The organism is Micromonospora sp. WMMD1102 (genome assembly GCF_029626265.1).
In the GTDB taxonomy this organism is placed as follows: domain Bacteria; phylum Actinomycetota; class Actinomycetes; order Mycobacteriales; family Micromonosporaceae; genus Plantactinospora.
In genome coordinates, this window is sequence record NZ_JARUBN010000001.1 from 2,413,698 (window position 1) to 2,425,063 (window position 11,366).

10 protein-coding genes are annotated in these 11,366 nt (G+C 70.1%); 4 read left to right on the forward strand and 6 right to left on the reverse strand.

Features of this window, described 5'->3' with window-relative positions; all coding sequences use genetic code 11:
• The first annotated feature begins 7 nt into the window (after positions 1 to 7).
• The gene (locus O7626_RS10785; RefSeq protein WP_278061019.1) at positions 8 to 943 is read left to right on the forward strand and encodes a LysR family transcriptional regulator; all 936 of its coding nucleotides are present in this window, start codon (positions 8 to 10) and stop codon (positions 941 to 943) included.
• A gap of 54 nt (positions 944 to 997) precedes the next feature.
• Here O7626_RS10785 and O7626_RS10790 read toward each other — a convergent pair whose 3' ends face one another.
• The 3 genes from O7626_RS10790 to O7626_RS10800 form a co-directional block, all read right to left on the reverse strand.
• Positions 998 to 2,338 carry a hypothetical protein gene (locus tag O7626_RS10790; RefSeq protein ID WP_278061020.1) on the reverse strand — a complete coding sequence of 447 codons (1,341 nt, stop codon included), beginning with the start codon at positions 2,336 to 2,338 and terminating at the stop codon, positions 998 to 1,000.
• Positions 2,307 to 2,891 carry a DUF1707 domain-containing protein gene (locus O7626_RS10795; RefSeq protein WP_278061021.1) on the reverse strand — a complete coding sequence of 195 codons (585 nt, stop codon included), beginning with the start codon at positions 2,889 to 2,891 and terminating at the stop codon, positions 2,307 to 2,309. Before O7626_RS10795 ends, O7626_RS10790 begins: the two co-directional genes overlap by 32 nt.
• 253 nt (positions 2,892 to 3,144) lie before the next feature.
• Positions 3,145 to 3,294 carry a hypothetical protein gene (locus tag O7626_RS10800; protein ID WP_278061022.1) on the reverse strand — a complete coding sequence of 50 codons (150 nt, stop codon included), beginning with the start codon at positions 3,292 to 3,294 and terminating at the stop codon, positions 3,145 to 3,147.
• A 292-nt stretch (positions 3,295 to 3,586) separates the two neighbouring features.
• Between O7626_RS10800 and O7626_RS10805 the strand changes: the two genes are divergently transcribed.
• Together O7626_RS10805 and O7626_RS10810 are read left to right on the forward strand one after the other, a co-directional pair.
• Positions 3,587 to 4,453 (forward strand): helix-turn-helix transcriptional regulator, encoded by an 867-nt coding sequence (locus O7626_RS10805; RefSeq protein ID WP_278061023.1) that lies wholly within the window; start codon positions 3,587 to 3,589, stop codon positions 4,451 to 4,453.
• Between the two features lie 18 nt (positions 4,454 to 4,471).
• Positions 4,472 to 4,678 (forward strand): DUF397 domain-containing protein, encoded by a 207-nt coding sequence (locus O7626_RS10810; protein ID WP_278061024.1) that lies wholly within the window; start codon positions 4,472 to 4,474, stop codon positions 4,676 to 4,678.
• Between the two features lie 22 nt (positions 4,679 to 4,700).
• Here O7626_RS10810 and O7626_RS10815 read toward each other — a convergent pair whose 3' ends face one another.
• From O7626_RS10815 to O7626_RS10825, 3 genes are all read right to left on the reverse strand, one after another.
• Positions 4,701 to 5,693, reverse strand: coding sequence for a hypothetical protein (locus O7626_RS10815; RefSeq protein ID WP_278061025.1), 993 nt, complete (start codon positions 5,691 to 5,693; stop codon positions 4,701 to 4,703).
• 301 nt (positions 5,694 to 5,994) lie between these two features.
• Positions 5,995 to 10,116: an ATP-dependent RNA helicase HrpA gene (gene hrpA, locus O7626_RS10820; RefSeq protein ID WP_278061026.1), complete on the reverse strand. Its 4,122-nt coding sequence runs from the start codon at positions 10,114 to 10,116 to the stop codon at positions 5,995 to 5,997.
• A gap of 66 nt (positions 10,117 to 10,182) precedes the next feature.
• Positions 10,183 to 10,806: a histidine phosphatase family protein gene (locus O7626_RS10825; RefSeq protein ID WP_278061027.1), complete on the reverse strand. Its 624-nt coding sequence runs from the start codon at positions 10,804 to 10,806 to the stop codon at positions 10,183 to 10,185.
• A 252-nt stretch (positions 10,807 to 11,058) separates the two neighbouring features.
• On the opposite strand from O7626_RS10825, the gene O7626_RS10830 reads away from it, so the two are divergent.
• Positions 11,059 to 11,319 (forward strand): acyl carrier protein, encoded by a 261-nt coding sequence (locus O7626_RS10830; protein WP_278061028.1) that lies wholly within the window; start codon positions 11,059 to 11,061, stop codon positions 11,317 to 11,319.
• Positions 11,320 to 11,366 lie beyond the last annotated feature (47 nt).

Genomic DNA, 11,366 nt, shown 5'->3' on the forward strand with positions numbered 1-11,366 from the left:
GTAGGCTATGACGGTGCAGCTCCATCAGTTGAGGTACTTCGTGGCGGTGGCCGAAACCCGGCATTTCACGCATGCCGCCGACAACGTCGGCATCACCCAGCCGTCGCTGAGTAAGCAGATTCACGCCCTGGAAACCGACCTCGGCGCCCCGCTCTTCGAGCGGGTGCGCGGCAACGTCGGCCTGACGGCCGCCGGCGAGGTGCTGCTGCCGCTGGCCGAGCGGATCCTGGCCGACGTCGACACCGCCCGCCGGGAGGTGCAGGAACTCGTCGGGGTCCGGCGCGGTCGGGTACGCCTCGGCGCCACGCCCAGCCTGGCCACCTCGCTCGCCCCGCCGGTGCTGCGCCGGTTCCGGGACGCCCACCCCGGCGTCGACCTGCGGGTGGAGGAGAGCGGCTCACAGGACCTCGTCCGGGACCTGCTCCGGGGCGAGCTGGACCTGGCGTTGATCATTCTCCCGGCGACCGGCGCCGACCCGGCGCTGACCGCCGAGCCGATCCTCCGGGACAACCTGGTGGTCGCCTCGCTCAACCCGCTGCCGATGACCGACTCGGCCGGCACCATGCGCCTCACCGACCTGCGGCACCAGCCGCTGGTGATGTTCCGGCAGGGCTACGACCTGCGCGACGCCACCCTGCGGGCCTGCCGGGAGGCGGGCTTCGAGCCGTCGCTCGCGGTCGACGGTGGCGAGATGGACGCCGTGCTCAGCTTCGTGGAGGCGGGACTCGGCGTCGCCCTGGTGCCGGGCATCGTGGTCGCCCGCCGCCCGAGGCTCTGGGTCACCCCGCTGGCCCCGCCGGGCGTACACCGGACGATCGCGCTGGCCCGGCGCCGGGAGCCGGAACCGACGCACGCGGCCCGGGCGTTCCGGCGGATCCTGCTGGAATACGTCGGCACGGCCGCCGAGAACTCGACCCTGCCGGCGGGCGTCACGCCGTACTGACGGTTCCACCCGCAGTACGGATTTTTGGGCAGGAAGGTGCCTCGGGAATCCGTGCTACGCCGGTGAAGGCGGTCGGGCGTCCGGTGCTTCTTCGAGAGTTGCGGCCTCGGCGTCCGCCGCTGCCGCATCGGCGGCACGGTTGACCTGCCGCAGGCAGGCAGCCAGGCTGAGTAGGGCGTGGCGCAGGTCTCGTTCGGCTCGACGGACCTTCTCCTGTTCCTTCTCCACCCTCTGGCGGTGCCGCCTCCACAGGTGGTCCACAGAGTAGCGGTGGTCGTCGTCCCAGTCGTCCCGCGCCTCCACGGCCCGATGCTGCTCGCGTGCATTGTGCACGTACCCGCGGTGTCGTTTCACCGCCTGCTCGCTGGCGGCGAGGGCCTTCTCCGGATGGCCCAACGTGCGCAGCCGGACGCCGAGGTTGTGCCAGACATCGGCCAGGCCACCGTGGTCGCGGCGCAGCCGTGACCACGCATCGGCGATGACCGCGTACGCCTCCTCGGCCCGTCCGCTGCGGGCCAGCCGGTCACTGAGTTCGTCCACCGTCCGGGCGAACTCGTACCGCGAGTCGTTGCGCCCGCGCCAGAACGGCAGGACCTCGGCCGTCACGTCGGCTGCCTCGGCGACCCGGCCGACCCGGTCGAGTTGTTCCGCATACTTGGTCAGCGCGTGGCAGAGTTCGAGGTCGACGGGCGCGCCGCCGGCACGCTCGTGTCGGCCACGGATCTCCGCGACCTGGGCGGCCGCCGACTCCACGGCCTCCTCGTGACGTTCGAGCCGAGCCAGGAGGATGGTCCGCCACGTCCTGGCTTCCCTGGCCGCCACCTGCCCGGCTCGGTGCCGGTCGGCGGCAAGCTGCTCGTCGATGACGGCCAGCGCCTCCGCATAGCGCTCGTCGTCGACGAGGTTTTTGCGCAGCGCCGACATCGTCTCGGTCATCCTGTCGGCGAAGGCGCCCGGCCGTGGCGCGTCCAACTCTCGGTACACCATGAGCTCTTCCCGCCGTGCCAGCGCGGCGAGGTCGTACCAGCCCAACTCTGTCAACAGGTCGGCGAGCCGGCGCAACGACTCCGGCAGCGCTGTCAGCGACCGCGGCGTCGCCCCCCGCGCCCGGCCCTTCCGCCGGGTTTCGATCTGCGCGAGTTCCTCGACCGCCCACCGCACGGTCTTGTCCGGGCGCACGAGGCCCGCGTACCGCCGCTCATCCACCGGGCGGTTGAGCATCGCCCGACGAACCACCTCGAAATTCTGCTCGCGCACCAGCATTGGATAGCACAACTCCGATTCACCGGCACGACAGTTATGACGTGACGACAGGCCCGGTGCGGGCCGCGGGGATTTACCAGCGCCAACGCCGAAAGGTTGGCTACCAGCGCCAGCGCCAGAAGCGGCGCTCATAGCGCACCACCAGCGTGCCGGCGGCGGTGCTGCCGCTGACGACGATGTGCGGAGCGGTCGAGCCGGGTTCGGGTGTGGACGGTACCTTGGCCGTCGCCGTACCGGCGCTCGTGTTGACTCCGTCGATGTTGGCGGTCGCACCAGCCGGCAGCACGATGGTCGTCGAGCCGGCTTGGGTAGCGAGGTTGATCTCGACGACCCGGTAACTGATGACGGCGTGCCGAAGGTCGAGCTTGACCGTGCCGGCCTTGCTGCGTACCACCAATCGCCGGGGTACGGTCCACCGACCGGAGCGTTTGATCTCGCCGGCGAAGCTGTTCAGCTCGACGACCTCGTCAGGGGCGACGGTCGGGGCCACGGCCGGCAGGTCGGCGATGTAGGGCTCTACCTCGCCGCCGGTCCGGGCGCGTAGCACGCCGTCGAGGCGCTCCTCGAATTCGGGCAGGGTCAGCCGGCCCTCCGCCACCCCGGCGCTCAACCGGGCGACCACGGCCTCTCGCTCGGCGTCGGAAATGCGTAGCTCCCGTTTAGGCGGGACCGGATCGCCACTCACCTGACCAACCCTACGGTCTGGTTGGCAGGCACAGAAGCCTGCCCGGCGTTCCCCGCGTCCACGTCGCACGGACCAGGTGCGCGGCCTCCGGGTTGTCGGGCGGGTTGAGCAGGTCCGTCAGGGTCAGCAGGGCCTCGACGGTCATGTCGCGTTGCCATGCCGTCTCGGTCAGCAGCGCCGCGTAGAAGGGCTCCTTGGGGTCAGTTCCCCCAGGCTCATCAACCGTTCCTTTCGGCGTGCCGGGTCACCACGGTCAGGGCCGGGCGCGATGCTGGCCGACCAGCTCGGATGTGGTCGTACCGCAGTGTGGACACCAGCGAGATTTGACCTTGAACGCGAATAGGCCGGCGAGGAAGCCGAGCAGTGTGCAACCGACGACCGTGAAGAACAGGCGCAGCAGCATGACGACCTCCTGGGCGGAGGGATGCCGGGCAGCTGGTTGCCGCCAGAGGGTATGCCCGGCATCCCGGATGCGGGACATCCGCCCGAGGGGCGGAGCGGCCACGACGCACCCCATCGGGGGAAGGTGCGCGGCGCGCCGTGGTCGGTACGGGACAGCCGATGCGTGACCACCGCCGTACCGTGGGTCATGTTGCTGGAGCAGGATGTACCAACGCAAGGCTTGCGATGAGCTGTTCTGTTCAGATCGCGTGGGTTTTCCCAAGCCACATGAGACTGGAGAGGAGCGAAGGAGCATGAACGTGGCGGCACGAAAGCAACCGCCGACCGTCAGACTGCGGCGACTGGCGGCGGAACTCCGCGCACTGCGGCACGGCGCCGGCCTCACCCGGGAAGACGTCGCCGAACGGACCCACATGAATCCCGCCACCCTCTGGCGGCTCGAAACCGCGCGGGCCCGGCCCCAGCGCAGAACCCTGCTCGGCCTGCTCGACGTCTACGGCGTCGCGGATCTCGAACGCCGGCTCGAACTGGTCGGCCTCGCCAAGGACGCCGGACAGCTCGGCTGGTTGCAGGCGTACGAGGACCAGTTGCCCGACGAGTACAGCACCTACATCTCGTTCGAGTCGGAGGCGCAGTCGGTCCGCAACTACGAATCGCTCTTCGTCCCCGGCCTGCTCCAAACCGAACCGTACGCCCGGGCCGTCACTGCCGGGCTGTTGCCGAACGGCTCGGAGGAGGATGTCGAACGGCGAGTCGAAGCGCGGCTCAGGCGCCAGGAGGCGATCAGCAAGGCCGAGCCGCTCAGGGTGTGGGCGATCCTCGACGAGAGCGTATTGCACCGCAAGGTGGGCGGTACGGACGTGACGCGCGACCAGTTGCAACACCTTGCCAAACTCACCAAGCTGCCCAACATCACCGTGCAAGTCCTACCTTACGAGGTCGGTGCGCATCCCGGCATGTACGGCGCATTTGCGATCATGGGATTTCCGGATCCGGCCGATCCAGACCTGGTCTATATCGAGAACCGGGTGAACGCCCTGTTCCTTGAGCGCGACGCCGACATCGCCAGCTACACCGATCTCTTCGAGTACCTACGCGCGGCGGCGCTGAACCCGGTGGCCTCGGTCCGCTTGATCGCACGTGCTGCCGAGCAGGGTTGACGGAAGGAGGTGAGGAAGATGTACGACGTTGATCCGACCAACGCCAGGTGGCGTACAAGCCGTCGCTCCGGTGCCAATGGCAACTGTGTCGAGGTTGCCGACAATCTGGAAGCCGTTGTCGCGGTACGGGACAGCAAGGACCCGTTCGGTCCGGTGCTGACGTTCCGCCCGGCCGCCTGGACGACCTTCATGGTATCGCTGAAGGTCGGTGCGCCTCCGGCGTAGCCACTCCGGTGAGCGGCCGAGATCAGTCCTTGGGCTTGGCCGCCCACCGGTAGCCATATCGGCTCGGCCGGAGCGCGGCGATCCATTCGACCGACTTGCCGGAGCGCCACCCAGAGCGCGCCGCTCTGGCCAGCGGCAGCAGTAGAAGGGGAAGGTTGCCCACCCACATTACGGCGGTACAGAGCACTGCTGCCTGCGCAAGACCGCCCCATCCTCCCAGGTGGAGGGAAAGGGCCAGCGAGCGGCTGACCCAGCTCACGGCTCCCAACATCAGGCCATTCATCAGCACCGAATACAGGGCCAGCAGTGGTAGGAGGCGCGGCACGAAGGCCGCGCTGTCCTGGGAGCCGCGCCACAATTCGACCATGCTGAACAGCATCGCCAGCACCGCCAGCGTCAGCAGTTGCCGCCACGCCTCGCCCTGGTCCAGCCGGACTCGCTCCAACGTGGCAACGGCAAGCCACAGCGCTAGCAGACAGATCACGAGCCGCGCAGACTGATGGTGCGCTCCGCTGGCCCGGTTCTCTCGGCTTGGTGTCCGTAGCAGGATCCATACGGCGATGCGGCTGATCTCGGCCAGGCACCCACCGACCAGGACGGGCCAGAGACTGGTGACCTCGACTGGCAGCCCGAGCAGGCCGGAGCCAGTGAGCCCGAGCCATAAGCCGAACGGCGCCGAGACGGTGACACCGACGCCCAGCACGGCGCCGGTCAGTAGGCACCCGGACAGCCCTCGCTCCGGCCAGCGCATAATCCACCTTTTGAGCGGCGCTGGATAGAACAGCAGGTAAGCGACGGTAGCGAGCATGATCGCCACCAGGATGCCCAGTACGGCTCCGATGCCAGTCGCGTTGACCTCGACTCCGTCGATCACCAACACCGCGACCGAGTATCCGGTGGCGACATTGCCGAAGGACACGATCAGCCTGTTCGTCGGGAGCAGGCGGCTGATTGCCGATCGGCGCGACAGGCCACCAGCCTTACTAACCGTTGTCGACGCATTGGGCTGTTCCACTACTGGAGAATATCGAATTCCGTCCATCAGCGGTCGGGCCTGGACGAGTTCATCGCAGCGGGCCGCTACCCGTGTCGCCGGGCATAGCCACTTATTGCGCGTACTTGTCGGTCCGGGCACGCTGGAGGAGTCTGAGCGTGGGCGGTCGAACGGCCGCGGGGATCCGGATCGACGGAAGGGAGCGGCCGCCGTCGTAGTCCTGGTACCACGAGTACGCGTGGTCGTGCCCCTCGTCCAGCCCGGGAATGCCGTCTCGTACCTTGACCTGGGCCCAGCCTGTGCACCCTGCCATATTTTGCCCTCAGCCCGCCTCGGCCACGTCCATCGCTCGGTAGATCCGCTGTTCCGAGATCGGGTACGGCGTACCGAGCGCCTGGGCGAAGACGTTCACCCGGAGTTCCTCGATCATCCAGCGGATCTGCCGTACCGCGTCGTCGGCCCGACGGGCCGGGGGGAGCGCGGCCAGCATCTCCTGGTACTCCTGCTGCACCTGGACGATCCGGGCCTGCTGGTCGCGGTCCCGCTGCGGATTCTGCGGAAGCCGGTCGAGGCGGCGCTCGATCGCGGTCAGATAGCGGGGCAGGTCGGCGAGCCGAGCATGGCCGGTCGCGGTGACGAAGCCGGGGTGCACCAGCCCGGAGAGCTGGGCGCGGATGTCGGCAAGGGCGGCGACCAGGGTCAGGCTGTTGGTCCGGGCCAGCCGCTGCTCGACGGAATAGGCGCTGGCCAGCACCCGGCGTACCCGGTCGACGACCTCGAAGGTGGTGTCCACCAGCTCCGCCCGGACCCGGTCGCGCAGCGCGGTGAAACCGTCGGCGTCCCAGGCCGGCCCGCCCGCGTCGGCCATCAGCCGGTCCACCGCCGCGTCGGCCGCGTCGTCGAGCAACTCCTGCACGTTGCGGTACGGGTTGCGGCTCAGCGCCAGCTTCGCCTCGTTCGTCAGCCGGCCGGAGACCGCCTTCTGCGGCGAGCCGAGGGTGAGCCGGAGCAGCCGCCGGGTGCCGGCCCACATCTGGCGGCGCTGCTCGGCCTCGCTCTCGAAGACCCGCACCCCGACACTGTCGCCCTCGTCGGTGAGCGCCGGATAGGCGGTCACCAGGTAGCCGGCCCGGTCCTGCTCGATCGACCTGGGCAGCGTGCCGACGCTCCACTCCCGTAGCCCGGAGCGTTCCACGTCCGGCGCGGCGGCGGCGACCATCCGGCGTACCTGGGTGCTGAGCTGGCGTTGCAGCGCCGGCAGGTCCTTGCCCTCGGCGACGGTCTGCCGCTCGTCACCGACCACCCGGAAGGTGGGGCGCAGGTGTGCCGGCAGCTTCGCCACGTCCCAGGCGTCCCGGGGCACCGTCACCCCGGTCATCCGGCGCAGTTCCCGGGTCAGCGCGTCCAGCAGCGGCTCCCGGCCCGGCGTGATCGCGGCCAGCACCGCCCGCGCGTAGTCCGGCACCGGGACGAAGTTCCGGCGTACGGCCTTCGGCAGCGACCGGATCAGCGCCACCACCAGTTCCTCGCGCAGCCCCGGCACCTGCCAGTCGAAGCCGTCCGCGTCGACCTGGTTCAACATCGGCAGCGGGATGTTTACAGTCACCCCGTCGGCCGCCGTCCCCGGCTCGAACCGGTACGTCAGCGGCAGCGCCACCCCCTCGGAGTGCCACTCGTCGGGATAGTCGGCCGCGTCGACTCCGCCCCGGCCCTCGTTGACGAGCATCTGCCGGTCGAAGTTGAGCAGCTCGGGTGTGTCCCGGCGGGTCTTCTTCCACCAGGCGTCGAAGTGCCGGCCGGAGACGACGTCGGCGGGGATGCGCTGGTCGTAGAAGGCGTACACGGTCTCGTCGTCGACCAGGATGTCCCGGCGGCGGGCCCGGTGTTCCAGCTCCTCGACCTCGTCGCGCAGTGCCTGGTTGTCGTGGAAGAACCTGTGGTGGGTCTGCCAGTCGCCCTCGACCAGGGCGTGCCGGATGAACAGGTCCCGGCTCAGCACCGGGTCGATCCGGCCGAAGTTGACCTTCCGGCCGCTGACCAGCGGGATGCCGTAGAGGGTCACCTTCTCGTACGCCAGCACCGCGGCCTGCTTCTTCTCCCAGTGCGGCTCGCTGTAGCTGCGTTTGACCAGGTGCCCGGCGAGCGCCTCGACCCACTCCGGCTCGATCCGGGCGGCGACCCGGCCCCAGAGCCGGGAGGTCTCGACCAGTTCGGCGGCCATCACCCAGCGCGGCGGCTTGCGGAACAGCGCCGAGCCGGGGAAGAGGGCGAACTTCGCACCCCGGGCGCCGAGGTACTCGTTCTTCTGCGCCTCCTTCAGCCCGACGTGCGAGAGCAGCCCGGCCAACAGCGACTGGTGGATCCGGTCGGTGTCGACGTTCTCCGGCGGCGTGCCGTCGGCCGTCGGGGCGCCGGCCTTCGCGGTGTCCGCCTTCGCGGTGTCCGCCGTCGGGGTGTCGGCCGCTGTCGGGGTACCCGGAGCGGGGCCGGCGGTGCCGCGGTCGCCGCCGCGTCGGGCACGCCCCGGACGGGCGTCGGACGCCGCGCCGGCACTGGTGCGGAGCACCTGGCGGAGCTGGGAGTTGATGTCCTGCCACTCCCGTACCCGCAGGTAGTTGAGGTATTCGGCCTTGCACATCCGGCGGAACCCGCTGGACGAGAGCGCCCGCTGCTGCTCCTGGAGATAGCGCCACAGGTTCAGCAGGGCGGCGAAGTCCGACTCCTTGTCGGTGAACCGGGCGTGCGCCTGGTCGGCCTGGGCCTGCTTCTCCGCCGGCCGCTCGCGGGGATCCTGGATCGACAGGGCGGCGGCGATCACCGACACCTCGGTGGCGCAGCCGTTCCGCTCGCCCTCCAGCACCATCCGGGCCAGCCGGGGGTCGACCGGAAGCTGGGCCAGCCGGCGGCCCAGCGGGGTGAGCCGGTAGCCGGTCTCCGGACCGGTCTCCTCCAGCGCGCCCAGCTCGCGCAGCAGGTTGACCCCGTCGGCGATGTTGCGCTTGTCCGGCGGGTCGATGAACGGGAACGCGGCGATGTCGCCCAGCCCGATCGCGGTCATCTGCAGGATGACCGAGGCGAGGTTGGTGCGCAGGATCTCCGGGTCGGTGAACTCCGGCCGGCCGAGGAAGTCCGGCTCGTCGTAGAGCCGGATGCAGATCCCGTCCGAGGTACGCCCGCAGCGCCCCTTGCGCTGGTTCGCCGACGCCTGGGAGATCGGCTCGATCGGCAACCGCTGCACCTTGAGCCGGTGGCTGTACCGGGAGATCCTGGCCGTGCCCGGGTCCACCACGTACTTGATGCCGGGCACCGTGAGCGAGGTCTCGGCGACGTTCGTAGCCAGCACCACCCGGCGGCCCCGGTGTGGCTGGAAGACCCGGTGCTGCTCGGCGGTGGAGAGCCGGGCGTACAGCGGCAGGATCTCGGTGTCCCGCAGCGCCGGCCGGTTCTGCACCAGTCTGCCGAGCGCGTCGGCGGTGTCCCGGATTTCCCGTTCGCCGCTGAGGAAGACCAGGACGTCCCCGGGCCCCTCGGCGGCGAGCTCCTGCACCGCGTCGCCGATCGCCTGGATCTGGTCCCGGACGGTCTCCCCGTCGTCGTCCGGGTCCTCGCCGTCGCCGAGTTCGACAAGTGGCCGGTAGCGGGTCTCCACCGGATAGGTCCGGCCGGAGACCTCCAGCACCGGCGCCGGCTCGCCGTCGGCGGCGAAGTGCCGGGCGAACCGCTCCGGGTCGATCGTCGCCGACGTGATCACCACCTTGAGGTCGGGGCGGCGGGGGAGCAACTGCCGGAGGTACCCGAGGATGAAGTCGATGTTGAGGCTGCGCTCGTGCGCCTCGTCGATGATCAACGTGTCGTACTGCCGGAGCATCCGGTCCTGTTGCAGCTCGGCCAGCAGGATGCCGTCGGTCATCAGCTTGACAAGCGTGCCGTCCCCGACCTGGTCGGTGAAGCGGACCTTGTAGCCGACCGCCCCGCCCAGCTCGGTACCGAGTTCGTCGGCGATCCGGTCCGCCACGGTACGCGCGGCCAGCCGGCGCGGCTGGGTGTGCCCGATCAGCCCCCGGACGCCCCGACCCAGCTCCAGACAGATCTTGGGCAGCTGGGTGGTCTTGCCAGAGCCGGTCTCGCCGGCCACGATCACCACCTGGTGGTCCCGGATCGCGGCGAGCAGGTCGTCCTTGCGCTCGCTGACCGGCAGTCCGGCCGGATAGCTGATCACCGGCACGGCGGCCCGGCGGCGGGCCAGCCGCTGTTCGGCCGCCTCGATCTCGGCGGCGATCTCGGCGGCGGCCGCCTGTCGCCGTCCGAGATCACGGATCTTGGCCAGCCCCTCCAGCCGGCGCTGGATCCGGCGCTGGTCCCGGAACATCAGCTCCGGCAACCGGGCCTGGAGCGCGGGAAGGTCGACGGCGGGTACGGCGGTGGCGGGCGGTGGCGTCTGCATGTCGTCGCCAAGGATAGGCAGGCCCGGACGGCAACCGCCCGCGAGCTACCGAGGCTACGCCACGGCTCACCGCCTGCCCCGGCGCCGGCCCCGGTCGCCGGCCGGCTGTCCCGGTTGCCGGCGGGCCGGCGGAGGGCGGTCGGTGCCCCAGCCCGACGGCAGCCGGAACGTCCACCCGGGGCGCCACTCGAACGGCGCGGCGACCAGGTCGGCCAGCGGGCGACCGTGCAGCAGGTGTTCCAGCGCCCACCGGTTCGCCGAGTGCGCCACGACCAGGATCCGGAACCCGTCCCAACCGGCGGAGAGGTCCCGGAGGAAGTCGCGGGTCTGCTCCACCACCTGCCGGTAGCTCTGGCCACCCGGAAAGGGCTCGTCCAGGTGCCGGCCGCGCAGCGCGGCCAGCTCGCCCACCGGATGGCCGGTCAACTCGCCGTAGTCGCACTCCCGCAACCGGGTGTCGCGGTGCACCGGCAGTTCCCGCCGCGGGAAGGCGATCTCCACCGTCTCCACCGCCCGGGCCAGGTCGGAGCAGAAGACCGCGGCCAGCCCGTCGCCGCGGCGCCGCTCACCCAGCTCCCGGGCGCCGCGCCGGCCGTACCCGGAGAGTTGGCCGGGGCGCCAGCCGGTGGCCAGGCCGGCCTCGTTGTCGGTGGTCATCGCGTGCGTCTCGTAGACGATGTCGACCGCCATGACTCCACCCTGCCACGGGCGGTGGACCGGCGGTCGGGCGCAGCCGAAACCGGGGGTCGGGGCGGATATGGCGGACCGCCCGTCGCCATATAGGAGAAATATAGTCGCGGCTCACAGACTCGGGGCAGTACCGCGATCCGATGGTGCTGCCGGACGGGCCGATGCGGCAAACGGTATCGGGAAATGCGGCACACGGCGCAGCCGACGCAGGCAGCCATCCATTCGCTCAACCGATCCGTTTCTGGAGGCGAGATGACCAGCACGACCCCGACCACCGACATCGACCGCGAGCAGGTCAAGGAGATCGTCTGCGAGATTCTGGAAATCGACGCCGACGAGGTCACCGAGACCAGTCTGTTCAAAGAGGACCACGGGGCGGACTCGCTGCTGGCGATCGAAATTCTCGCCGCTCTCGAGCGGAATCTGCACGTCACCATCGACCAGGCGGAACTGAGCCGAATGGTGAATCTGGCGGGCGTTTACGCCGTCATCGACGAGGCGTCGAAAGCCTGACCGCGCCGCGCGCGGATGTCGGGTCGGAAGACTACGGGTGAATGAGG

What these genes read in the sequence shown, in the direction of transcription:
- O7626_RS10785 (WP_278061019.1), top strand. Translation starts at nt 8, where the DNA reads ATGACGGTGCAGCTCCATCAGTTGAGGTACTTCGTGGCGGTGGCCGAA.
- hrpA (WP_278061026.1), bottom strand. Translation starts at nt 10,116, where the DNA reads ATGCAGACGCCACCGCCCGCCACCGCCGTACCCGCCGTCGACCTTCCC.
- O7626_RS10810 (WP_278061024.1), top strand. Translation starts at nt 4,472, where the DNA reads ATGTACGACGTTGATCCGACCAACGCCAGGTGGCGTACAAGCCGTCGC.
- O7626_RS10800 (WP_278061022.1), bottom strand. Translation starts at nt 3,294, where the DNA reads ATGCTGCTGCGCCTGTTCTTCACGGTCGTCGGTTGCACACTGCTCGGC.
- O7626_RS10805 (WP_278061023.1), top strand. Translation starts at nt 3,587, where the DNA reads ATGAACGTGGCGGCACGAAAGCAACCGCCGACCGTCAGACTGCGGCGA.
- O7626_RS10790 (WP_278061020.1), bottom strand. Translation starts at nt 2,338, where the DNA reads ATGAGCGCCGCTTCTGGCGCTGGCGCTGGTAGCCAACCTTTCGGCGTT.
- O7626_RS10825 (WP_278061027.1), bottom strand. Translation starts at nt 10,806, where the DNA reads ATGGCGGTCGACATCGTCTACGAGACGCACGCGATGACCACCGACAAC.
- O7626_RS10830 (WP_278061028.1), top strand. Translation starts at nt 11,059, where the DNA reads ATGACCAGCACGACCCCGACCACCGACATCGACCGCGAGCAGGTCAAG.